Source organism: Clostridiales bacterium (assembly GCA_018333995.1).
Taxonomy (GTDB): Bacteria; Actinomycetota; Coriobacteriia; order Anaerosomatales; family SLCP01; genus JAGXSG01.
Window position 1 is genome coordinate 75,940 of record JAGXSG010000022.1, and the last position, 24,264, is coordinate 100,203.

General features: G+C 60.9%; 24 protein-coding genes. 23 read left to right on the top strand and 1 reads right to left on the bottom strand.

What is annotated here, in order from left to right:
* Positions 1-2 precede the first annotated feature (2 nt).
* The 19 genes from KGZ40_06635 to hflX all read left to right on the top strand — a co-directional run bounded on the left by KGZ40_06635 (position 3) and on the right by hflX (position 20,071).
* Positions 3-2,270, top strand: a complete 2,268-nt coding sequence (locus KGZ40_06635; protein ID MBS3957187.1) for a DNA translocase FtsK 4TM domain-containing protein — start codon at positions 3-5, stop codon at positions 2,268-2,270.
* Between the two features lie 3 nt (positions 2,271-2,273).
* On the top strand, positions 2,274-3,077 hold the full coding sequence (locus tag KGZ40_06640; protein MBS3957188.1) for a helix-turn-helix domain-containing protein: 804 nt from the start codon (positions 2,274-2,276) through the stop codon (positions 3,075-3,077).
* Between the two features lie 64 nt (positions 3,078-3,141).
* Positions 3,142-3,639, top strand: a complete 498-nt coding sequence (locus KGZ40_06645; GenBank protein MBS3957189.1) for a YajQ family cyclic di-GMP-binding protein — start codon at positions 3,142-3,144, stop codon at positions 3,637-3,639.
* An 11-nt stretch (positions 3,640-3,650) separates the two neighbouring features.
* Positions 3,651-4,937: a 30S ribosomal protein S12 methylthiotransferase RimO gene (gene rimO, locus KGZ40_06650; protein MBS3957190.1), complete on the top strand. Its 1,287-nt coding sequence runs from the start codon at positions 3,651-3,653 to the stop codon at positions 4,935-4,937.
* Positions 4,934-5,536: a CDP-diacylglycerol--glycerol-3-phosphate 3-phosphatidyltransferase gene (gene pgsA / locus KGZ40_06655; protein MBS3957191.1), complete on the top strand. Its 603-nt coding sequence runs from the start codon at positions 4,934-4,936 to the stop codon at positions 5,534-5,536. Before rimO ends, pgsA begins: the two co-directional genes overlap by 4 nt.
* Positions 5,512-6,018: a CinA family protein gene (locus KGZ40_06660; protein ID MBS3957192.1), complete on the top strand. Its 507-nt coding sequence runs from the start codon at positions 5,512-5,514 to the stop codon at positions 6,016-6,018. The genes pgsA and KGZ40_06660 overlap by 25 nt, the downstream gene beginning before the upstream one ends.
* A complete protein-coding gene (thpR, locus tag KGZ40_06665) occupies positions 6,015-6,602 on the top strand; it encodes an RNA 2',3'-cyclic phosphodiesterase (protein MBS3957193.1) in 588 nt (195 codons plus the stop codon). The genes KGZ40_06660 and thpR overlap by 4 nt, the downstream gene beginning before the upstream one ends.
* A 74-nt stretch (positions 6,603-6,676) precedes the next feature.
* Positions 6,677-7,714 carry a recombinase RecA gene (recA, locus tag KGZ40_06670; GenBank protein MBS3957194.1) on the top strand — a complete coding sequence of 346 codons (1,038 nt, stop codon included), beginning with the start codon at positions 6,677-6,679 and terminating at the stop codon, positions 7,712-7,714.
* Between the two features lie 6 nt (positions 7,715-7,720).
* Complete coding sequence (locus KGZ40_06675) at positions 7,721-8,371, top strand: RecX family transcriptional regulator (GenBank protein MBS3957195.1); 651 nt, start codon at positions 7,721-7,723, stop codon at positions 8,369-8,371.
* 320 nt (positions 8,372-8,691) lie between these two features.
* On the top strand, positions 8,692-10,221 hold the full coding sequence (gene rny, locus KGZ40_06680) for a ribonuclease Y (GenBank protein ID MBS3957196.1): 1,530 nt from the start codon (positions 8,692-8,694) through the stop codon (positions 10,219-10,221).
* Between the two features lie 107 nt (positions 10,222-10,328).
* Positions 10,329-11,432, top strand: a complete 1,104-nt coding sequence (locus tag KGZ40_06685) for an ATP-binding protein (protein ID MBS3957197.1) — start codon at positions 10,329-10,331, stop codon at positions 11,430-11,432.
* A 141-nt stretch (positions 11,433-11,573) separates the two neighbouring features.
* Positions 11,574-11,846, top strand: a complete 273-nt coding sequence (locus tag KGZ40_06690; protein ID MBS3957198.1) for a stage V sporulation protein S — start codon at positions 11,574-11,576, stop codon at positions 11,844-11,846.
* 11 nt (positions 11,847-11,857) lie between these two features.
* Positions 11,858-12,706 carry a PHP domain-containing protein gene (locus KGZ40_06695; protein MBS3957199.1) on the top strand — a complete coding sequence of 283 codons (849 nt, stop codon included), beginning with the start codon at positions 11,858-11,860 and terminating at the stop codon, positions 12,704-12,706.
* A gap of 75 nt (positions 12,707-12,781) precedes the next feature.
* Positions 12,782-14,074, top strand: a complete 1,293-nt coding sequence (miaB, locus tag KGZ40_06700; protein ID MBS3957200.1) for a tRNA (N6-isopentenyl adenosine(37)-C2)-methylthiotransferase MiaB — start codon at positions 12,782-12,784, stop codon at positions 14,072-14,074.
* A gap of 65 nt (positions 14,075-14,139) precedes the next feature.
* Positions 14,140-15,504, top strand: coding sequence for an AmmeMemoRadiSam system protein A (gene amrA / locus KGZ40_06705; GenBank protein MBS3957201.1), 1,365 nt, complete (start codon positions 14,140-14,142; stop codon positions 15,502-15,504).
* Positions 15,497-16,432 (top strand): tRNA (adenosine(37)-N6)-dimethylallyltransferase MiaA, encoded by a 936-nt coding sequence (miaA, locus tag KGZ40_06710; GenBank protein ID MBS3957202.1) that lies wholly within the window; start codon positions 15,497-15,499, stop codon positions 16,430-16,432. Before amrA ends, miaA begins: the two co-directional genes overlap by 8 nt.
* 94 nt (positions 16,433-16,526) lie before the next feature.
* Positions 16,527-17,378, top strand: coding sequence for a diaminopimelate epimerase (locus tag KGZ40_06715; GenBank protein MBS3957203.1), 852 nt, complete (start codon positions 16,527-16,529; stop codon positions 17,376-17,378).
* 154 nt (positions 17,379-17,532) lie between these two features.
* Positions 17,533-18,690 carry an LL-diaminopimelate aminotransferase gene (locus KGZ40_06720; protein ID MBS3957204.1) on the top strand — a complete coding sequence of 386 codons (1,158 nt, stop codon included), beginning with the start codon at positions 17,533-17,535 and terminating at the stop codon, positions 18,688-18,690.
* Positions 18,691-18,703: 13 nt separating this feature from the next.
* Positions 18,704-20,071, top strand: a complete 1,368-nt coding sequence (gene hflX / locus KGZ40_06725; protein ID MBS3957205.1) for a GTPase HflX — start codon at positions 18,704-18,706, stop codon at positions 20,069-20,071.
* On the opposite strand, the gene lexA is transcribed toward hflX, so the two are convergent.
* Positions 20,018-20,641, bottom strand: a complete 624-nt coding sequence (gene lexA / locus KGZ40_06730) for a transcriptional repressor LexA (protein MBS3957206.1) — start codon at positions 20,639-20,641, stop codon at positions 20,018-20,020. The genes hflX and lexA overlap by 54 nt on opposite strands.
* A gap of 586 nt (positions 20,642-21,227) precedes the next feature.
* Between lexA and nrdR the strand changes: the two genes are divergently transcribed.
* From nrdR to KGZ40_06750, 4 genes are all read left to right on the top strand, one after another.
* Positions 21,228-21,680, top strand: coding sequence for a transcriptional regulator NrdR (nrdR, locus tag KGZ40_06735; protein ID MBS3957207.1), 453 nt, complete (start codon positions 21,228-21,230; stop codon positions 21,678-21,680).
* A 110-nt stretch (positions 21,681-21,790) separates the two neighbouring features.
* Positions 21,791-22,222, top strand: coding sequence for a dUTP diphosphatase (dut, locus tag KGZ40_06740; GenBank protein ID MBS3957208.1), 432 nt, complete (start codon positions 21,791-21,793; stop codon positions 22,220-22,222).
* Positions 22,173-22,667, top strand: a complete 495-nt coding sequence (locus KGZ40_06745; GenBank protein MBS3957209.1) for an NUDIX hydrolase — start codon at positions 22,173-22,175, stop codon at positions 22,665-22,667. Before dut ends, KGZ40_06745 begins: the two co-directional genes overlap by 50 nt.
* A 148-nt stretch (positions 22,668-22,815) precedes the next feature.
* Positions 22,816-24,234, top strand: a complete 1,419-nt coding sequence (locus KGZ40_06750) for an NCS2 family permease (GenBank protein MBS3957210.1) — start codon at positions 22,816-22,818, stop codon at positions 24,232-24,234.
* Positions 24,235-24,264: the final 30 nt, after the last annotated feature.

The window sequence follows — 24,264 nt, forward strand, 5'->3', positions numbered from 1 at the left end:
AGATGACAAGGCGTGGCGACAAGACGACGTCCCGGCAAACTGGCACCCGGCGAACAAAGACAACGGGGGCACGTTCTGTAGCGCGATCACCTGACTCCGCCCGAAACGCCGCACTAGGTCCTGAGGCACGGAGGGACATCTTTGGCATCGCCCTCATCGCGATCTCCATCGCCCTCGCGATCGCTCTACTCAACGAGTCCGCGGGACTCGTAGGCGGTGCCGCTGCCACCGCGATGAGGCAGGTTTTTGGCGCTGGCTCCTTCGTGGTGCCGGTGCTACTCCTCGTGTGGGGCCTGACCTTCTTCGTCCGTGCGTTTGCGATCAGCGAGCGTCGTGTTGGCGCCGGATTGTGCCTCGTCTTTCTCGCGCTGATCGGGATGTTCGCAATGGCTTCTCCCACTGAATCCCTCTTCGACTCTGAACTCGTCCATCTGCACGGCGGCTACGTTGGATCCGCTATCGCCTGGACGCTCAGATCACTTCTCGGCAGCGAAATCGCCTACGTCACGCTCGGCGCAACCATGCTCATCGGTCTCGTCGTCGCGGGCATGTCCGTCTCTGGCATCGTTGAGTGGGCGACAAAGCGTTTTGGCGGCACGAGAAGTGGCGACGGTCCAGCTCCGCGTCAGAATCTGCCGCGAGAGCGGGCACCCAGGACCGTACCGCTCGGCGACACAGACGCGCTGTCCCGGCCCGCCGCCACACGAAGGAAAGAGCCGGGCACTCCAGATCTGGAGGCCCGGAAGGCGACGCAACCTACGCCTCGCGCGCGCCCGCCTAAAGCCTTGGAAGGCTTTGAGGTCCCCCCGTCGTCTCTTCTCACCAGAACGCCTGAGTCAGCAAGCCGTTCCCGCGCCAGTGACAGGGAGTTGAGTTCGACCGCACGACTTATCGAAGACACCCTCGCGACGTTTGATATCCAAGCCCGGGTGGTAAGCTGGATTCCTGGTCCAACAGTCACCATGTACGAGATTGAGCTTTCTCGCGGCATCAAGGTTAGCCGTATCACGCAACTCGCCGATGATCTGGCTCTCGCGCTTGCCGCGCAGACCGTGCGCATCCTCGCACCCATTCCCGGAAAGTCACTCGTTGGCATCGAGGTTCCCAACGCCGAGCGCTCCACTGTGACCCTCGGCGACATTCTGTCCGCACCTTCAGCACAAGGTGGCGGGCCCCTCACACTCGCGATCGGAAAAGACGTCGCGGGAGACAGCGTTCTGGCCGACCTCGCGACGATGCCGCACTTGTTGATCGCAGGGTCGACAGGCACGGGGAAGTCGGTGTGTATCAACGCCTTGCTCATGTCGATACTGATGCGGACGACACCTGCCGAGGTCCGGCTCATCCTCATAGATCCGAAGCGTATTGAGCTGTCCCTCTACAACGGAGTGCCCCATCTCTACGTACCGGTTGTCACAGAGCCCAAAGAAGCCGCCAGCGCACTGCACTGGGCGGTCGGAGAGATGGATGCCCGTCTCAAGCGGCTTCAGAAGGCGGGTGCTCGCAACATCGGCGCGTACAACGCGATGGTCCAGGACGGGACGGCGCCCGAAGGCGAACGGGAGATGCCGTACCTCATGATCGTCATCGATGAACTCGCGGATCTGATGATGGTCGCCGCGAAGGAGATCGAAGACTCCATTTGCCGACTTGCCCAACTCGCTCGCGCAGCCGGCATTCATCTCGTCGTCGCGACCCAGCGTCCCTCCACCGACATCATCACCGGCCTCATCAAGACAAACATCACGAACCGCATCGCCTTCGCAGTCTCGTCCGGAATCGACTCACGAGTCATTCTCGATCAGCCAGGTGCCGAGAAACTCATTGGCGAAGGCGATATGCTCTTTTCCACGCCTAAGCTTGACAAGCCCAAGCGCATCCAGGGCGCGTTCCTGACCGAGTCTGAGATCATCGCCGTAGTCGAGCACTTGAAGGGTCAAGCTGAACCCGAGTATCACGAAGAGATCCTCCACCTCAAAGTCACGCCGGGCGGCGGCGGTATGGGCCACGCCGATGATGACGATCCGCTTGTGTGGGAAGCCGCTGACATAGTCGTCACGTCAGGTATCGGTTCCACCTCCCTGCTTCAACGCCGCCTCAAAGTCGGTTACGCTCGTGCAGGACGCATCATGGACATGCTCGAGTCCAAGGGCGTGGTCGGGCAACCCGACGGCTCGAAACCACGTGAGGTCCTGGTCGACGTCGAGGACCTCGAAGCCATCAAAGCGTTCGAGCGATCAGACCGGAGCGACGATCCGAAGGAGGTGTAGGCGATGGCCGAGACACTCGGGCGTACCCTCGGAGAGGCGCGCCGAAAGCTCGGCATGGCCTTGACCGACGCGGAGTCGAAGACCTTCATCCGCGCCAAGCTCCTCGCCGCGCTGGAGGCAGGGGAGTACGAAGCCCTGCCCGACCCGGCGTACGTTCGCGGGTACATCCAAAACTACGCCAAGCTGCTCGGCCTCGACCCTAAACCACTCCTCGCGCTGTACGAGCGAGAGACGAGCTCTAGCACCCGCCAGCATCTTGTTCTACCCGAGCCGGTAGTTAGACCGCGCTCACACATCAACACCATTCCACCCAAAGTAGCCGTGTTGATCGCACTCATGGTTGGCCTCGTAGCACTCGCGGTGTGGGGTGTGACGCGGGCCGTGCTCGCCCCGGATCCTTCGCCGCCGCTACCCACCTCCACCGAGACAGCGCCGTCCGGAAACACGACCCCCTCCACGGAAGCCACCGTCCCTGCAGCGGCACCGGAACTTCCTGGCACGGCTCCAGGGGGCGCTGACGACGCACCTCTAGACGAAACTAGCGAAGCGCCAGACTCGGCTGTAGCCGTTCCCTTCACTCTGCGCGTCACCATCGCCCCCGACAACGCCTCGTGGATGCGGATCACTGTCGATGGCTTGATCGCCTACGAAGGAACTCTGATCGGTGAGGACTCACGTGATTGGGAGGTCACTGAAGAGGCGTCACTACGGATCGGACGCCCTTCGGCGGTGAGCGTCTACAAGAACGACACGAGTGTCGACATACCTTCGGGCGACCCGCCGGTGCTCGTGCTTTCCGCGAAGTGACCGGAGCCGTCCGCCACACTGCCTCGCACGCACCACAACAGTCAGTCAAGGGAATGGAGTATCCATGGCTAAGGACCAGAGCTTCGACATCGTCTCGGAAGTCGACATGCAGGAGGTAGACAACGCCGTGCAACAGACGGCAAAAGAGATCGCCCAGCGCTACGACCTCAAAGGGTCTGGAGCGAGCATTGCGCTTGACAAATCTGCCGCTACAGTTACCGTTGCGGCCCCGGCTGATTTCGTCGCCCGGCAAGTCATCGACGTACTCAACACCAAGCTCGTTCGGCGAGGAATCGATCTCAAGGCGCTGGCATGGGGCGACGTTGCACCGGCATCCGGCGGGAGTGTCCGGATCACAGCCGCACTCGTCAATGGCATCGAAACTGGGCTTGCTAAGAGGATCAGCAAGGATGTGCGCGACGCGAAGATCAAGGTGAAGGTACAGATCGAAGGTGACCGGCTGCGGGTCTTCTCGCCCAAGCGCGACGATCTTCAGGAAGTGATCGCATTTCTCAAGGAACAAGAGTACGGAATCCCGCTTCAGTACACCAACTACCGGTAGGAAGAGCGCCTGTGGCGTCCGTCGCTTTCATAACACTCGGGTGTCCGAAAAACGAGGTAGACAGCGAGCGCATGCGCGCGCTCGTCGCGTCCTCCACTCACCGGCTCGTCGATGACATCACTCACGCGGATGTCGCCGTTCTCAATACGTGTGGTTTCATCACCGCCGCCGTTGAAGAGGCGGTCGATCACGCGCTCGATCTCATCGACTGGCGCGATGCCGTCGCCAGCCGACGTCTCATCATCGCTGGATGCATGGTGTCGCGGTACGGAAGCGATCTTCACACCGCTATGCCTGAGGCCGATGCGTTCCTTCCGCTCGTTGATGAAGCCACCCTGTTGTCAGTTATCGACCGGGTCACTGGAGAGAAATCGGTCGTGAATTCGGGACCTACCCGGATCGATTCGGGACCGAGCGCGTATCTGCAACTTTCGGACGGCTGTTTTCGCACGTGCGCATATTGCACCATCCCCGCGATCCGCGGGCCTTACCGGTCACGGTCACTACCTGATCTGCTCACCGAGACAGAACTCCTCATCTCGAATGGCGCGAGAGAAATCGTCTGCATCGGCCAGGATATCTCGTCGTGGGGACGCGACCTTACCGGACCCCAGACGCTTACCGACGTCGTACGCGCCATCGCCGGGACTCACGGCCTCGCATGGCTTCGACTCATGTATACGCAGCCCGATGGCGTCACCGGCGACCTCCTCGAGACGATGGCCGCACTCCCGCAGGTCTGTCACTACCTCGACATACCGCTGCAACATGCTTCGCCGACGATACTGAAATCGATGGGACGTTCTGGTTCCCCGGAAGAACACCTCAACCTCGTGTCGAGGATCAGGCAGGTGATGCCAGACGTCACCTTGAGGACGAGCGTGATCGCCGGATTTCCCGGGGAGACAGATCGCGATGTGGAGACGCTTGAGAGCTTCCTTCGAGAGGTCGCTTTCGATTACGTCGGAGTCTTTCCTTTCTCGCCTGAAGAGGGAACGCGGGCTGCGACACTGCCCGGGCAGCTTCCAGAAGACGAGCGTCTCGAACGCGCACAGCTCTTGAGGGACACAGCAGACAGCATCGGATTTGCCAGAGCCGAAACGCGTGTTGGAACGGCGCACGAGGTTCTCTCCGAGGGGTTCGATGAGGACGGCTATCCGGTAGGCCGCACCCGCCAACAAGCTCCCGAGGTCGATGGAATCGTCACGCTCGACATCCCCGTGCCTCTCGGCGAGATCGTGCTCTGCAACATCACGGACGCTTCGGGATACGATTTGACAGGGGAGGTTGTCCAATGATCAGCGCCCTCAACGCCGCAAATACCGTGACGCTTCTCCGGATGGTGTTCATCCCGGTCTTCGTGGTGAGCATGCTCGCAGGGATGCCGTATTGGGGACCAATACTTGCGGCAGTCCTCTTTACTCTGCTCGCGGCGACCGACGCGGTCGACGGATATCTCGCTCGATCCCGCAATGAGATCACCACCTTTGGAAAATTCATCGACCCGCTCGCTGACAAGCTCCTCGTGACCGCCGCCCTCGTCGCGCTCGTCGAGCTCGGTGAGCTCCCCTCGTGGATTGCGCTCATAATCATCAGCCGTGAGTTCATCGTCTCAGGACTGCGAATGGTAGCCATCGCGGAGGGTAAGGTCATCGCCGCGTCGGGTTACGGCAAATTGAAAACCGTGTTCCAGGTCATCGCGATCATCGGGTTCATCGTCAAGGACTCAGATCCCCTCGTCCGGCTCCTCAGCGTGTCCGGCGCGGCCGCCTTTGAATACACCGCGTGGGCGTTCATGGCGGTCGCCGTGACCCTGACACTGGCCTCGATGTTTGACTACTTCTACCACGCCCGCGACGTGCTCGTTGGACCATGGCAGCCCTCGAAGGAAGCGTAGGGGAGACCCCCGCCGAGATGATCGCCGCTGCGCGCGACGCTGGCCTCACGATCGCGGTCGCCGAGTCGTGCACCGGCGGACTTGTCGCCACCCTTCTCACCGAGGTTCCCGGCGCCTCACACGTGTTCCTTGGCGGGATCGTAGCGTACGCCGACGAGATCAAGCGCGACCTCCTCGGCGTGCCCGCTGCAACACTCGCTACACACGGTGCGGTGAGTGCACAGGTCGCCGACGCTATGGCATCGGGGGTCAGAAAGCGCTTTGGTGTCGACATCGCCGTGTCGATCACCGGCATCGCCGGACCAGAAGGAGGAAGTGACGAGAAGCCGGTCGGGCTGGTCTGGTTCGCCGTCGCTGACGCGGCCGGGACGGATATCGTCTCGCACACGTTTGGCGGTGACCGGCACGACATCCGCGCGAGTGCGGCGCGCACCGCAATCGACATGCTGTACCGTCGAATCATCACGGACATCAAGCAGTGAGAGCGTTCATCGGGATAGGACTTCCCGACAGTTGGCGCCACACGCTCAACTGCTGCGCAGAACAGGTACGAGCAGTATGCCCCGAGTGGCGGGACGCGCGTTGGGTGCCGCCCGAGAACCTGCACGTCACGCTTGCGTTCCTCGGCGAGATCGCTCCGCAGACGGTTGACCCCATCATGACGGCCCTGCACTCGACTCTATCGTCGCACCAGCCCTTCACGCTCACCCTCAAAGAGCCGGTGGTTCCAGTGCCCCACGGACGGCGCGTCCGCATGTTGTGGGCCACCCTCGATGACTCGTCAGGTAAGTGCGAGCAGATAGCGCGAGCTGTCGGCGAAGCGGCTGCTTCGTACGGCGCACTTCAAGAGACTCGCACGTTCAAGCCGCATATCACCCTCGCGCGAGCCCGCTCTCCGCTCGTGTACGCAGCGCCCGGCAACGGCGGTTTCGACCAGTGCATCACGCCCTGCCTCACGAGCGATGCAGCCATGTCAGTCGCTCTTGTTACGCTCTACTCGAGCACGCTGACACCACAAGGCGCCCGCTATGCGATCCTCGGCAACGCCCCACTTGCCGGACGTTGACATCGAACGTATGTTCGTTTAAGCTCATCGCGCCCCCAGGGAGCCGCCCGACACAGGAAGAGGAGCACTGAGCGATGGATTCCGAGAAGGCCAAGGTACTCGATGCGACCAAAGAGCAGATCGAGCGCAAGTTCGGTAAGGGCTCCCTCATGAAGCTCGGAGAGCACGCAGCGGTGACGCAGGTGGCGGCGATCCCAACGGGTTCGCTCGCACTCGACGCGGCTCTCGGTATCGGAGGGGTACCTCGCGGTAGAGTGGTCGAGATATTCGGTCCCGAGTCGAGCGGCAAGACGACCCTTGCGCTCCAGATCGTTGCAGAGGCGCAAGCCATGGGGGGCATCGCCGCATTCATCGACGCGGAGCACGCCCTCGATCCCAGCTACGCGGCTCGACTCGGAGTCGACATCGACGACATCCTCATCTCGCAACCTGACACTGGAGAGCAAGCCCTCGAGATCGCGGACATGCTCGTGCGCAGCGGTGCGGTCGACGTGATCGTCGTCGACTCGGTGGCCGCCCTCGTCCCGCGCGCAGAGATAGAAGGCGAGATGGGAGATGCATCGGTCGGACTTCATGCCCGTCTCATGAGCCAAGCGATGCGCAAACTTGCCGGGTCGCTCAGCAAGTCAGACACCACGTGCATCTTCATCAACCAACTGCGCGAGAAGATCGGCGTCATGTTTGGAAGCCCTGAGACGACCACCGGGGGCCGCGCGCTCAAGTTCTTTTCTTCCGTGCGCATCGACGTCCGCCGCATCGATTCCATCAAACAGGGAACCGACATCGTCGGCAACAGGGTGCGCGCCAAGGTTGTCAAAAACAAGGTCGCTCCGCCTTTTCGCCAAGCGGAATTCGATTTGATGTATGGCACGGGAATCTCCAAAGAGGGGAACCTCCTCGACCTCGGCGTCGAAGAAGCGGTAATCGCAAAGTCCGGCGCGTGGTACACGTATGGCGAAGAGCGGCTCGGCCAAGGCAGGGAGGCGGCAAAAGAGTATCTCAGAGAGCACCGTGACATCCGCACAGAGATCGAGGCTACGATAAGGGAGCGCCTCGGTCTTCCCGCACTCGGCGGCACTCCCGCAAGCAAGGCGAATAACCCAGTCGAGTGAGGCGCCATGTCATTCACCGAGGACAAGGGAATCGTCCGCTTCACTACTCCCTCACCACGCTCACGAGTACGAGTCATTCAGCTTGACGGAGTCGAGGTGCGACGCACGTCGCGCGACGCTCTTGCGCTCGCCGGGATTACTGACGGCTGCGCTTATACGTCGACCGAACTCGAGAGTGCCCTCGAAGCGGTCGAACCGGCCTCCGCAAACAGCCGCGCGATCTCATTGCTTGCGCAACGTGAGCGGTCCGCGGCGGAAGTCTTCAAACGGCTGACCGGTGACGGCTATCCCTCCTCGGCAGCGCGCGAAGCCGTCGACCGCTCCGTCGAACTCGGCCTGATCGACGACGCGCGCTTTGCGGAGGCGTACGCACGAACAAAAGCGGCATCCCGATGGGGACGTGAGCGTATCGCCAACGGTCTAGACGCGGCTGGCATCGACCGGGATACCGCGCTGGCAGCACTCGACTCTGCTGTGCCAATCGATGGAGAAATCGAGCGTGCCACGTCGATCTTGGGACCGCTCGATCTTCACGACCGCAAGGTGCGCGAACGGCACGTGCACAGACTTGTCTCACGGGGCTTCCGCTACCCAGACGCGATGGAGGCCGTCATTCGCGCTTCTACCGCCACTAATCGAAATCAATCCGATTCTTGACCTTTTGTGCTGGTAATCGGTAGTATGTGCATGGCACATGTGATTCTCCGCCGCGTTTCGCGTGCAGCAATGCCGGCGGTTCGTCTGATTGTACACGGACTGTGATACCGGCCGGGCCTTACGAGGTCCGGCACGGCTGTATACGGCAGGATGCACCCATCGCGCAGCGACTATCACGTATGTCGTGCGGTGCGTCAGCCGAGCGATCCATGGCACACGCTCACTGCTTGAATACCTTGAGTAATGGCGTGTCACTAATCCCGGCGTAGCGACGCTCGCCCGTTACCAAAATTGTCAATGCTTGGAAGGGAGGGCACACAGTGGAACTCGCGCTCATTATTGTTGGTAGCGTGATCGGTGTCGCTCTCGGCTTCGTGCTCAGCAGATATCTCGTTACGGGTCGCGCGGCGCGGACGCGTGAAGACGCCGAACGGATTCTCAGGGACGCCGAGAAGCAGGCCGAAACGCTCAAGAAGGAAGCCCTGATCGAAGCGAAGGATCAGATCTTCCATTTTAAGCAGGACGCTGAAAGTGAGTCGAAAGAGAGACGAAAAGAACTCACCGCGCTTGAGAACAGGCTACTTCAGCGTGAAGAGAGCATCGACCGACGCGCTGAGTCCCTCGACAAGCGCGAGCATCAGTTGTCGAGTCTCCAAGGCCAAGTGACCAAGCGCGAAACCGAGCTCAACGATCTCGTGGAACAGGAACGCCAGCGTCTTGAGAGTCTTGCAGGACTCACATCGGATGAGGCACGCGACCTGCTTCTTGATCGCGTCAAGGACGACGTCCGAAGAGATGCGGCCGCATTTGTTCGTGAGACGGAGGCGCGCGCACGCGACGAAGCGGACAAGAAGGCTCGCAACATCGTCGGTATCGCCATCCAACGCGTAGCGGCAGACCACACCGCGGAGTCTACCGTCTCGGTTGTTCACATTCCCAGCGACGACATGAAGGGCCGGATCATCGGACGTGAGGGCCGCAACATTCGCGCCTTTGAGCAACTGACCGGAATCAACCTCATCATCGACGACACTCCGGAAGCCGTCATTCTGTCGAGTTTCGACCCAGTACGTCGCGAGATTGGCCGAATCACCCTTGAGTCCCTGCTGGCGGACGGTCGCATCCATCCCGCACGCATCGAGGAGCTGTTCAATAAGGCGGAAACCCTTGTCGGCTCACAGATCCAGGAAGCCGGAGAACAAGCCGCCTTCGACACTGGCATCCACGGGTTGCACACCGAAGTCGTACGCACGCTTGGCCGTTTGAAGTTTCGGACGTCATACGGCCAAAACGTACTGAAGCACTCCCTCGAAGTCGCTTACCTCGCGGGAGTGATGGCCGCTGAGCTCGGAGTCGACGTGAAGCTCGCTACACGCGCGGGGCTCCTCCACGATCTCGGCAAGGCGATCGATCACGAGATTGAGGGGCCGCATGCGCTGATAGGCGCCGATCTCGCACGCAGGATGGGTGAGACTCCGGCGATTGTTCACTGCATCGAAGCGCACCACGGCGACGTCGAACCGACGACAGTTGAAGCCGTGATCGTTCAAGCGGCTGACGCGATCAGCGCGGCGCGTCCTGGCGCGCGGCGCGAAACCCTCGAAAGTTACGTCAAGCGTCTCGAGAAGCTCGAAGCCGTCGCCCAGTCGCACCACGGCGTTGAAAAGTGCTACGCGATGCAGGCCGGACGGGAGATCCGTGTGATGGTCAAACCCGAACAGATCGATGACTCAGAATCCGTCTTGCTCGCACGCGAAATCGCCAAACAAATCGAAGAGGAACTCGAGTACCCCGGCCAGATCAAAGTCATGGTCATCAGGGAGAGCAGGGCTGTTGACTACGCGAAGTAGTCAGCCGTTTGATACGATTGGCACGGCTTCCAACCGTGCGAAAGGAGGCCGCTCATGCGGCCTCCTCCGCGTCAAACCTACGAAAATCCTTGGAGCTGAGAACCAGAGTGACAGCACGCAGCGACGACGACCACCGCGACAACGGCGGCCTTCTCGATTTCGTCGGGGCCGTCTCAGGTGAAACGTATCTGAAAGTCGAGGAGAACCTAGGGGAGGGGTTTGTCCGGCTTCGAGTTTCCGAAGCCGAACGCCGCCAGGCAACCCACGACATCCGCTCATTCGAAGATGTCGTCATCGAGCTGCTCAGGAACGCGCGAGACGCACGCGCGAACTTGCTCTTTATCGCTACCTCCCGCGATGGAGACAACAGGCTTCTGACCATGATCGATGACGGCGTCGGAATCCCTCAAGCACTTCACGACGCTGTCTTCGAACCGCGCGTCACGTCAAAACTCGAATCGATGGTCATGGATCGCTGGGGAGTCCACGGCCGCGGCATGGCTCTGTACTCAGTGCGATCAAACGTGAGCTCCGCGCGAATCGCGGTGTCTGACTCCCACAAAGGAGCCGCCATCTCCGTCTGCACCGACACGAGCGCACTTCCAGAACGAGCGGACCAGTCTGCTTGGCCCGCACTCGAGCGGGACGACACTGGCCGCATGTTCGTGGCTCGCGGCCCCCACAACATCATCCGGCGAGTACTAGAGTTCGTCTGTGAACATCCCGAACTCGATGTTTACTATGGCTCGCCCGCCGAGGTGGTTGCGACCCTTCGCTCGATCGCAAGCCGGGACCTCGACGCCTCCCAGCTTCTCTTCTGTGATGACGTTGAGAGTCTTCCGGTCTGGCAAAGACCCGCGACCGCAAGCGACGCCCGTGACCTTGTGGCCCTCGCAAACCACATGGCCCTACCGATATCGGAACGCACGGCACATCGAATCCTCGCGGGTGAACTTGGTCCGCTTGACACTGTCATGTCACAAGCTGTCCACGAGGAAGAGGATGACCCGGTGCCGCCCAGGCCGGACATCTACCGAGACCGCCGTGGGCTGAAGATCCACCACACTGACCTCGCACGATTCAAGCACGATTGTGCCCGGGCCTTTGACGACCTCGCCGAACGCTACTACGTACACCTGAAAGGCGAACCAAAGGTCAGCGTTACCCGGGATGGTCTACGTGTCAGATTCGACGTAGAGAAGGACGAGTAAACCACCATTTCCTGCAACTACCTTGCGGTATACTTGTGTATGATTGTCTACTGTCGCACCTCTATTTGATGCACCGACGAAGCCCCCGTGCAAAGCCGCACGGCACCGAAGCAGAGATCCAGCAACGCAGGGAGTACCTAAGTGGAAGTCCTCAGAGTATCGAGCAAGTCAAACCCCAACTCCGTAGCCGGCGCGCTTGCGGGCGTTGTTCGCGAACAGGGTGCCGTTGAAATTCAGACCGTCGGTGCCGGGGCACTCAACCAGGCGATCAAGGCGATCGCCATTGCGCGCGGCTTCATAGCACCGTCTGGGATGGAGCTCACTTGTGTGCCAGCGTTCGCCGAGATCATCATCAACGGCGAGGAACGCACCGCGATCCGCCTCCTCGTCGAGCCGCGCGATATGCGACGGTGACTCGATCACCCATGGGGGCTGACGTGCGCATCGACCTCCATGTGCACACGACCGCATCCGACGGGACTCTCACGCCGTCCGAGACAGTCGCTCTTGCCGCAGCCAAAGGCCTCGATGCGATCGCGATCACCGATCATGACTCGGTGGAGGGTGTGGAAGAAGCTCTCTCGGCCGCCGAGTCGACCGAACACGCTCCGATCGTGATACCTGGTGTGGAACTCTCGTCTGTGCACGACGATCGCGACGTACACATACTCGGCTACTTCGTTGACCACACTAACCCAGCGTTCCTCAATCAACTCGAAGACCTCCGCCAGGCCCGTTTGGGCCGTGCCGAAACCATTGTCACCGCGCTGTCTAACGCGGGATACGCTATCGACCTTCCGCACGTGCTCGCGCTCTCGTCCGGCGGGGCGGTCGGCCGTTCACACGTCGCCCGCGCCCTCGTCGAACAAGGCATGGTCACTAATGTGACCGAGGCCTTCAGGAACCTTCTGGGAAGGAAAAAACCATTCTACGTGCCCAAGGATGTCCGTACACCCGCGGAAGCGGTCAAGCTCATACGGGAAGCTGGCGGCGTCGCGGTGCTCGCTCATCCGGGAGTCACCGGATGTGAGCACCTCGCCAGGTGCTTCATCTCATCGGGTCTCGAGGGCATCGAAGCGTACCACTCCGAGCACGATGATGTGACTTCACAGAGGTGCGCATCACTCGCGAATGAACTCGGTCTCATAGTCACGGGCGGATCCGACTTCCACGGTTTGGACTCACCAAACGATGACATTGGCGGAACCGCCGTGCCACCTGGAGTCCTCTTCGAGCTCTACCGGCGTGCAGGCAGGCCGCTGCCGCCCCTCTGAACTCCCGGCGACTTGTTTGCGTGCTACACTGTGCCGGCTATGGAGACCTTTTTAATCCGTACCTTCGGGTGCCAGATGAATAAGCACGACTCAGAACGCGTCGCTGGCATGCTTACCGCCACTGGGATGAGCCTCGCCCGGGAACCTGACGAGGCGGACCTGATCGTGTTCATGACGTGTTGCGTCCGGGACAACGCGGACCAGCGCCTCTATGGACAGGTCGCTTCGCTCAAGAGCTCAAAATCAGCCCGCCCCGGACAACTGATCGCGGTGGGCGGGTGTATTGGCCAGCGCGACGGAAAGACCCTCGTTGATCAGTTGCCGCACGTGGACATCGTCTTCGGGACGCACAACATCGCCCGGCTGCCCGCACTCATCGAGAGTTCTCGCGCCGCACTGGGACCGGCGGTCGAGATTGCTGATTCGAGCGACGGCGCCACCTTCGACCTGCCGTCGAGGCGTGAGCATCCGTGGCGCGCGTGGGTGCCGATCACGGTTGGCTGTGACAACTTCTGCAGCTACTGCGTCGTTCCGTACGTCCGAGGCCGCGAGCGCTCGCGTACCCTGGAAGAAATCGTCGCTGAGTGCGAGGTGCTCGTAGCCAATGGCGTGAGCGTGGTAACCCTGCTCGGCCAGAACGTCAACTCCTACGGGCGCGACGTGTACGGACGCCCCCGGTTTGCCGACGCGCTCCGAGCTGTCGCGGACACCGGCGTCCGCCGAATCCATTTTGCTACCAGTCATCCCAAGGATCTGTCTGACGAAACCATTGCCGCGATGGCCGAGACACCCGCGGTCGCGCGCTACCTCCACCTCCCTGTCCAGTCCGGTTCTGACAGGGTACTTTCGGCGATGAACCGCCACTACACCGCAGTGGAGTACGTCGATCTCACCGAGCGGCTCAGGGCCGCCATGCCCGATCTTGCGCTCTCCACCGATATTATCGTTGGCTTTCCCGGAGAGAGCGATGAGGACTTCGAGATGACGATGGATCTTCTCGACCGCGTGGGCTTCGACCAGGCGTTTACCTTCATATTTTCGCCGCGCGAGGGAACTCCCGCGGCCACGATGCCCGGTCAGTTGCCACGCGAAATTACCCAACCCAGATTCGAACGGCTCGTTTCCGCGATCCACACTTCCGTGCAGGCGAAGAACCGCGCACTCCTGGGAACGGAACACGAGGTCTTGTTCGATGGCGCCTCGAAGCGCGACGAGACCATGCTCACAGGCCGCACTGCGGGCAACAAGGTGGTTCACGTGCCGCTGCCCGAGGGAGCCGCGGCATCGGATTTCGCTGGCCGATTCTTTCAGGTACACATTGACGAAGCGCAGACATGGTTCCTGGGCGGGTACATCAAGACTGTATAGGCCCAATTGGCTGGCGCCGTAGCGCGCCACAAATGCGGGGGTGATCGATTACGGGCGCAGCAGTCTTGGGAATCATCGCGCCTCATCCACCAATAATGGTCGAGAGCGTTGGCGGACCTGATTCCGCGCAAACCGGGCGCTCAATCGTGGCGATGCGTCGGGCCGGTGACGCGCTCGAAAGATTTGCTCCGCAAACGGTGGTCGTCATGTCACCGCACGCTCCTTCACTTCCTGCCTCGTTCCTCGTCGACACGGCCCCACGCTATTCGGGAGGACTCGAGCGCTTTGGGGCATCCGACCCGCACCTTCTCTACCAAGGTGACACCGCGTTTGCGTCGGGACTGCTCCGTCAGCTTGCCCGTGACGGTATCCCTGCGCTTGACCGCGCCAACGCAGCGCCTCTGGCCTCGGGGCTTCTGGACCATGGTGTAGTCGTTCCGATGAGCTTTCTCGATCCAGCCGGGCGCTGGCCCATCGTCTGCATATCCGTATCGGGACTCTGCCTCGAGGCGCATCGGTCGCTCGGCAGAGCCGTCGCAGAGGTTTCGCGCGCGCTCGAGCGCCGTATCGCATTCATCGCAAGCGGCGACCTCAGTCATCGGCTCTCGCCGGATGCTCCGGGAGGATTCGCCCCTGGGGCGGAGCACTTCGACCGAACCATTGTCGACCTTGTCTCGCGCGGACAGCTCGGCGCACTTGCGCAGGTGGACGCGAATCTGACCGAGAAGGCAGGGGAGTGCGGGCTTCGCTCCTTCGTCACACTCTCAGGTGTCATCGAGCGCCCGCGCGCGAGGGTTCTCGCGTACGAAGCTCCGTGGGGAGTCGGCTACCTTACGGCCCTGTGCGCGGACGCTGCCACGTATGACCGTCTTAATCTCGGTACCCCGGAAGACGGTGTCAAGCACGGTACCGCCGACTCTCCCGGAGAACATGAGATCGTCTCGCTCGCTCGCGCTGCGATCGAGACGTACGTCCGCACCGGCGCGCACCTCGATCCGGCACCTGTTGGCGGCATAGTGTTACCGTCGCGAGCTGGAGTGTTCGTCTCGCTTTACGCGCACGGGATGTTGCGAGGGTGCATCGGTACGGTCGCTCCTGTCGCCTCCACGCTCGCCGAGGAGATCGTGGCGCACGCGATCCTCGCAGCGACGGCAGATCCCCGTTTCCCCGCAGTCACCGCAGAAGAGCTCTCGGAACTCGAGATCACCGTCGACGTGATACGATCGATCGAACCCTGCGACGCTGACGATCTCGACCCGTCACGGTATGGCGTGATCGTCTCGGCGGGTAATCGCCGAGGAGTCCTCCTGCCCGCGCTACCCGGAATCGATACAGCGGATCAACAGGTAGCCATCGCACGCCGCAAAGCGGGCATCCCTCCCGGTGAGCGGGTTGATTTCCGCCGGTTCAAAGTTGATCGTCATGCCTGAGGTCGTCGCGATCGTGGGGCCCACCGCTTCTGGAAAGACCGCCATCGCACAGAGCCTCGCCGAGATACTCCCTCGCAGCGGAGAGATCATTTCCGCCGACTCCATGCAGATCTATCGCGGCATGAACATCGGCACCGCGAAACCCTCACCCGCTGAGCGGACGGTTCCATACCACTGCATCGATCTGGTCGATCCCGGAGAGCCGTACTCCGCAGCGCTGTTCCAGCGTGCCGCTCGTGAAGCGATCGCGCGCACGCTTTCGGCTGGCCACACGCCGATCGTAGCGGGCGGAACCGGGTTGTACGTCCGTGCCGCCCTCGATGACTGGGAGTTCCCGACCGGCGAGCAAGGCGCTCCCGTTCGTGTCGATCTCGAGCAGGAGGCCGCCTCAGCGGGAGCTCACGCGATGCATGAACGTCTCCGATCACTCGATCCCGCTTCCGCCGCGCTCATCCACCCAAACAACCTCCGCCGCACCATCCGCGCACTGGAAATGGCCGCCGCCGGTGACTCGTACGAGGATCAAGCCTCTGGATTTTCCAAACGAAGGAGCGTCTACGACACCGTGTTCATCGGCTTGCATGTCCAACGAGAGGCGCTCTATGAGCGAATCGAGCTGCGGGTTGACGCTATGATGGCCGGAGGGCTTCTCGATGAAGTTCGCACGCTTCTCGAAGCTGGCCTGAGAGAAGGCCTCACCGCGCCATATGCGATCGGATACAAGGAACTTGTTCAAGTGGTCGAAGGTGTCTCCGATCTCACTGTCGCGGTTGACCAGATCAAGCAGGCCACTCGGCGGTACGCCAAGCGCCAGATGACCTGGTTGCGGGGTGACCCGCGAATTCGCTGGATCGACGTGACCGAATCGTCACCTGAAGACTCCATCGCCACCATTGTCGACCTGGTAGAATCCCACTCACCCCGATAAGAGACCGCCACGCGTGCCAAGAGCATGCGACCGCGACGAGGATAACCTCGGCAGACGTATCAAAGGAGCTTCTGTGGAACTCACGTTCACTAAGATGCACGGTCTGGGAAACGACTTCATTGTGATCGAAGATCTCGACGACTCAATCGACCTTGCGCCCGAAGCGGTGGAGTACTTCTGTGACCGCAACTTCGGAGTGGGTGCCGACGGTCTCATTCTCGTCAGGCCAGCGGCTGTCGCCGGGGCCGACTACTTCATGCTCTACTACAACGCCGACGGAACAACTGCCGAGATGTGCGGCAACGGTATCCGCTGCTTCGCAAAATATCTCGTCGACAGCGGCCTGATCGACGAAGCCGCAGAAACGGTGCGGGTGCAGACACTCGGCGGCGTCAGGCCCATCACGATCACACGCGCGCCGGACGGCACGATGGACGCCGCGACGGTCGATATGGGGCAACCAGTACTCTCACCACCGCTCATACCGGCGGTGTTCGACGGTGAGACCGCAGTCGGACGCGTACTCGAGACCGACGCTGGCGCGTTTGCGATCACCGCTGTGTCCATGGGAAACCCGCACGCCGTTGTGTGGGTAGATGATGCGGATAGCGCACCTGTCACGACCGCGGGACCGCTGATCGAGACCCATCCCGCGTTTCCCGCAAAAGTAAATGTGGAGTTCGCTCAGGTCGTCTCGGACACCCACATCAGACTCCGGGTATGGGAGCGCGGAGTAGGGGAGACGCTCGCGTGCGGGACCGGCGCGTGCGCGACGCTCGTTGCCGCCGTCCTAGAAGGCAAGACAAGCCGAGAGGCGACGATCGAGCTTCCTGGAGGCGAGTTGGATATCCGCTGGGACACGGACGGTCCCGTCTACATGACAGGTTCCGCCGCCTCCGTGTACACGGGAACCCTACAGATCGCCGAGGAGTGCGAGTGCCCCTAGCGCTGTTAGGGTGGGCACCCGTCGCGATATCGTGTTACCAGACAGCTGATCCGCACGAACTCTACTGGTTTGCTACCATGTCTCAACGGCGCTCACGCCGACCGCATGTTATGTCTCGCCAACGGATCGAAGTTCATGAAAGGGATGGACGAGAGTGAGAACAGCCCGCCGTATCGACAACCTGCCTCCGTACCTTTTCGCCGAGATCGATCGTAAGAGGGAAGCAAAGCAAGCTCAGGGTATAGACGTTATTTCGCTCGGGATCGGTGATCCGGACACGCCCACTCCCGACAGGATCGTCGATGCTATGGCCGAAGCGATCCGAAACCCGGCAAACCATCAGTACCCCAGCTACTTCGGTGCAAAGCGATACCGCGACGCATGCGCTGAGTGGATGAATCGCCGCTTCAGCGTCACTGTCGATCCAAGCGACGAAGTCGTCGCTCTCATCGGCAGCAAGGAGGGTATCGCTCACGTCTTCCTCGCGTTCGTCGACCCCGGCGATGTCACGCTCGTTCCGGGAGCAGGCTACCCTGTCTACCACACCGGGGGAATCCTGTGCGGTGGAGAAAGCTACTTCATGCCAATGACGGAGGAGGGCGGCTTCCTCGCCGACTTCGAGTCCACGCCCGCTGACGTTTTGGCCCGGGCAAAGATGATGTTCCTTTCGTATCCAAACAACCCCACTTCGGCAATTGCTACCGACGAGTACTTCGACAAGGCGATAGCCTTCGCAAACGAGCACGACCTGCTGATCATTCATGACAACGCGTACTCCGAGATTGGCTTTGACGGTTACCGTCCGCCGAGTTTCCTCGAAAGACCCGGCGCCAAAGATGTCGCAATCGAGTTCTTCAGCTGTTCAAAGTCGTACAACATGACAGGCTGGCGAGTGGCCTTCGCCGCAGGCAATGCGGCCGCAATAAAGGCACTCGGTACCGTTAAGTCAAACATCGATTCAGGTGTGTTCACCGCGGTGCAGGACGCGGCGATCGAGGCGATGCTAGGAGTCCAGGACGATGTCTTCGAGCTGTCCGCGATGTATCAGCGTCGGCGCGACCTTGTGATGCCCGCGCTCGCCAAGATCGGACTGCGTGCCGCGACGCCTCAGGGCACGATCTACATCTGGGCACGCGTCCCCGACGGATTCACCTCGGCAGGATTCGCCGAGAAGATCCTCGAAGAGGCGAGCGTCATAGTGGCCCCAGGAAACGCGTACGGGCCGAGCGGAGAGGGCTTCATCCGGATATCACTCTCAACGCCGGATGACCGCCTCGAAGAGGCCATCGCGCGGATAGAGGCGACACTCTGATAATGGCGCCGCGATGAGTGGGCGAGGGCGTTTGCCCGAGTGGGAGCGCGACGACGCTCGTCCGCGTGCTGTGCTCGTCGGCGTGGATCGTGGGAGCGGCGAGTGGCCGCTTGAGGAATCGCTCGAAGAGCTGCGACGACTCGCCGAGACGGCCGGTCTCGATGTTTCGGGAACCACCACTCAGCGTCTCGACAAGGTCAATCCGAGAACGTTCATCGGATCGGGCAAGGCAAAAGAGATCGCAGAACTCGCAGCACGCGTCGACGCCGCAACCGTCGTGTTCGACGATGACCTCACCCCGCGCCAACAGGCAAACCTCGAAACCATGATCCCGGATACTCGGATCGTCGACCGAACCGCGCTCATTCTCGAAATCTTCGCACTTCATGCGGTCAGCCGTGAGGGTAAACTTCAGGTCGAGCTCGCGCAACTCGAGTACCTCCTGCCAAGGTTGAGGGGCATGTGGGGACACCTCGAGCGCGAACGTCTCGGCGGGGGCCGCGGAGCGAGGTTCGGGGCGGGCGAATCTCAGCTCGAAACCGACCGTCGGCTCGCTCGCAAGCGAATCTCTGTCCTCAAGAAGGAACTCCGCCACGTCGCTTCGGCCCGTCAAACCCAAAGAAAGGCGCGGGCGGAAAGCGGGGTTTTCCGTGTCGCACTCATCGGATACACCAACGCCGGCAAGTCGAGTCTCCTCAACTGTCTCACCGGCGCCGACGTACTCGCGTACGACATGCTTTTCGCAACCCTTGATTCGACGACCCGCAAAGTGAACTTGCCCGACGGGCGCGAGATGACACTTACCGACACGGTCGGCTTCATCAATAAACTTCCGCACGGACTCGTTGAAGCGTTCAAGTCCACTCTCGACGAGGTGGTACAAGCCGATCTGCTCCTGCATGTTGTCGACGCCAGTCACCCGCAGGCCGTCCCCCAGATGGCCGCGGTCGACCGGGTGCTCGGCGAAGTCGGTGCGACGGGCATTCCCACGCTGCTTGTGTTCAACAAAGCCGATCTCATCGGCCCTGAGGATCGTGCTCGAATCGCGATGCGCCATCAAGACGCGGTCGTGGTCTCAGCGCAATCCGGCGAGGGCACACCCGCTCTTATGGAGCGTATCGCCCTCGAGGCGACGCGCGATTCGGCCACGCTCACTCTCATGGTTCCGTTCGCTCGCGGCGACCTGGTGCGACTACTTCATGATCGCGCGCACGTGGTGAGCGAGCATCACACCGCTGAAGGGACACTCCTTGTTGCCCGGGTTTCACCCAATCTAGCCCAGCGGTTTGCTGACTTCGTTGTGAGTGAGGCCGATACTCGTGCCCGTTCAGATCTTGCGGAACAGGGCAATCACTTTGCCGAGGATCGTCACGTCACGTGAGTAGATAGCCTCGAGCGCGCTATTCTCAGGCTGCAAGCGAATGCTGTCCGCCTCGCGGAAGAACCGCTTGACCGTGGCCTCATCGCCGAGCATAGCCACGACGATGTCTCCATTGTCAGCGTGCGACTGCTGACGCACAACCACGAAGTCCCCGTCGAGGATACCAGCCTCCACCATAGAGTCACCCCGTACGCGAAGAATGAACGTCGCCTCGTCGGTCAGCTCGACCGGTAGCGTCATAGTCGTTTCGATGTTCTCAGCGGCGAGAATTGGCTCGCCAGCGGCGACGTGACCAACGAGCGGGACCGCGCGCGCGCGCCCGTAATCGATGCCACGATCACCGTCGCGATAGTCGAAGACCTCAAGCGCTCGAGGCTTGGACGGATCACGCCTGATTAATCCTTTGGCCTCGAGTGCCGCAAGGTGCGAGTGAACCGTGGATGAAGACGAAAGTCCCACAGCTTCGCCGATCTCGCGAACCGATGGGGGAAAGCCTCTGCGGTGAAGCTCAGCTCTGATGAAATCAAGTATTTGCTGCTGACGTGCGGTTATCTCGCGCTTGTACGACATCAGGTCCCCCTTTGGCACGAATACACGTTCGATGGGAGTGTAGCGCACCTGAAAACACACCGCAAACACGCGTTCGATTGCCACTTGCACCCGAACATGTGTTTGGTATACTGAGACACGAACACATGTTCGCTTCAGTGAATGTCAGAGCGTGAGCATATGGTCACACTGACGAATCGGATGAAGGGTGAGGAGATTGTGATGGGCCAATATTCGTGTGCCAGATCTCACTATGACAAGGACGTCCAGACCACACGCGGCTTACCTGATTCCAGGAGGCGCACTGTGGTTCGGCGAGACTCCGCCGTCAGAGGATTCACCATTGCTGGGGCACATCCGGTCGAGTGGATTGTCGCCATCACGGTAGTACTTACTCTTGCCTTGGCCTCAGTGTGGTGGTCAATCGGACCGGATCCGGACTTGACTACCGGAAATTCACAAGCCATTGCCACGAGATGATGCTCCTGACCGCGCCCTACCGGTACCATCGTATCCGCGATCAGCGCTTGTCGGCTCAAAAACACCAATTGTAACCCCATATATTGTGTGCTAATCTCACCATTAGCCAAGATGTAGGGGTGAGATTATGCGGTGCGCCTTCTGCGGACACGATGAGACCAAGGTCATCGACTCACGTGTGTCAGAGTCTCAAGATGCGATCCGCCGTCGCCGAGAGTGCCTCTCGTGTCAGAAGCGTTTCACCACCTATGAGCGGCGGGAAGAGATGCCGCTCATGGTGATCAAGCGTGATGACGCACGAGAACCGTTCGACCGTGGCAAGCTCCTCAGGGGACTCGTTGTCGCCACGGCGAAGCGTGACGTATCCGCAGAACGGCTTGAGGCGCTCATAGACGATATCGTCGCCGAACTCCACAACGAGTTCCGTTACGAGATTGAGTCTCGGGTTCTCGGCGACATGGTGCTAGACCGGCTCAGGGGGCTTGACAAGGTGGCATACGTGCGTTTTGCCTCTGTCTACAAATCGTTTGAGGACGTCGACGAGTTCACCGCGGAACTGCGCGGCCTCAAACGGCACTGACAAGCGCCGTGCACACTACGACAGGAACGGCATTATCACACTTCCGCCCCGGTCGGGTTCTCACGTGCTCGCATCACCTGATAACAGCCACGAGAGGGGCGTGAAATCCGATGGATCTTGCTGTCAAGCGGCTCGACACGGGACTTCCCCTTCCGCGTTACGCTCATGTGGGTGACGCAGGGCTCGATCTGCACTCGGCCGTCTCCATGACACTGCATCCATTTGAGCGCCGACTCGTGCCAACCGGCATCGCCATCGCGATCCCTGAAGGATTCGCGGGTTTTGTCCAGCCCCGCAGCGGACTTGCGATACGCGAGGGACTGTCGCTCGTCAACGCTCCTGGACTGATCGACAGTCACTACCGCGGCGAGATCAAGGTCATCTGCATCAACCTTGACCCGGAAACCCCGATCGTGATCAAGCGAGGGGACAAGATCGCCCAGCTCGTCGTACAGCCGGTCGTCTCGGCGAACGTGATCGAATCCACGCAACTTGAAGAGACTGAGCGAGGTGAGAGTGGATTTGGCAGCACTGGAGTCTGAACGCCCGCGCATCAGAGTGGCGGCGCTCATCACCATCGACGACCGCGTAGTACTCGTACGTCACAGGAAAGATGATGCCGCCTACCACCTGCTTCCTGGCGGGGGAGTCGAGCACCGTGAGACGCTTGCGCAAGCCCTCGCGAGGGAGGTCGCCGAGGAGACCGGGCTTGGCATTGTGGTGGGACGGCCGTTGCTCATCAGCGACACCATAGCCCCCGATGGATCCCGGCACACCGTCAACATCATCTTTGACGCGGCGGTGACGCACGGATCGCTAGCCGATCCTGCTGGTGATCCCCGCATCGAAGCGGTCGAACTTGTCGACAGCGAGTCTCTCAGCACACTCGATCTGCGCCCGCCGATCGCTGGCGCCCTCGTTCGCGCACTCGCATCACGACCAACGTTTGCGGCGGAGTATCTTGGCGCACCCTACTCGTCGAAGTGAACATACTCGCATCGCGATGTTACATAAGACCTGTTCTGTGCAGATGCATGCTCCAGAAAGGGGGGACGCCAGCTTGTGAGAGCCCGATGAGCCGACACGCTCGGCACTAAGGATCGCCTGAAACCACCGACAAACTGAAAGGAATGAGATGGAACGGCTTTTCAGGTTCTCCGAGCGCGGCACCGATCTCAAGACCGAGATCATCGCCGGGTTCACGACGTTCATGACAATGGCATACATCATCTTCGTGAATCCGGGGATTCTCTCGGCCGCCGGAGTGCCCTTCGCCGGCGCAGCCACCGCGACAGCACTTGGTGCGGCCTTGATGTGTGTCTGCATGGGCTTCATCACCAACCGGCCTTTCGCACTTGCATCGGGCATGGGTCTCAACGCTGTGCTGACCTTCTCGGTCATTGGGTTCCAGCAAGCCAACGTGCCCTGGCAGGTCGGCATGGCAGTGATCTTCGTCCAAGGACTCATCATCCTCGTGCTCGTGCTTACCGGGCTCAGGGAAGCGGTCATGAACGCCATCCCGCTTGACCTCAAACGTGCCATCGGCGTCGGAATCGGCCTGTTTATCACGCTCATTGGATTGAACCAGGGCGGGATCATCAGGCCCGCACCGATCACCCTCGTTGAGCTTGGCGATTTCACTCAGCCCTACGTGTGGGTAACCCTCATCGGCCTGCTCGCGATCACGCTGTTCATGGCGCTCAAGATCAAAGGTGACATCTTGTGGGGGATACTCGCGGCCACAGCCTTCGCACTCGTCCTCGGCGTGACGCAGTTGCCCTCCAAGGTCTTCGCGGCACCCGACTTCTCGACGTTCTTCGCGCCATTTGCCCAGGTAGATGGAGGCATCGCGATTCTGCAGATTTTCACCCCGGCACTTCTGCTCGCGATATTCGCTATCATGCTCACCGACTTCTTCGACACGATGGGTACCGTGGTCGCTGTTGGCGAGCAGGCCGGCTTCGTTGAGCCAGACGGAAAGGTCCCTGGAATTCGCAACATTCTGCTCGTTGACTCGGCCGCGGCCTCAGTGGGCGGCTTGTTCGGCGCCAGCTCTATCACCACCTACATCGAGTCTGCTTCCGGCGTTGCCGAAGGTGGCCGCAGTGGATTCACGCCCGTAGTGACGGGTGCCCTCTTCGCGATAGCGGCGTTCTTCGCACCCGTCATCGGAATGGTAGGAGGAGGATTCACGATCCCCAACGCTGAACAGTATGCGGCGATGGCAGGGAGCGGCTTCGTGCCCCCTGACGGCGACTTCTACGTCTATCCAATCACAGCGGGTGCCCTGATAATCGTTGGATTCCTCATGATGCGAACCGTCCGCGAGATCCCGTGGACCGATTTCGAGGAGGCATTTCCCGCGTTCCTGACGATCGTCGGTATCCCGCTCACGTACAACATCAGCTACGGTATCGGATTTGGTTTCATCAGCTACGTCGTGATCAAGCTGCTCCACGGCAAAGCCCGTGAGGTCCACTGGCTGATGTACTTTGTGAGCGTGGCGTTCACAATCACGTTCCTCATGCCAGTCATTTCAACGCTGATCGGCTGAGGGAAAGACACCGCTCACGGCAAAGCGTGT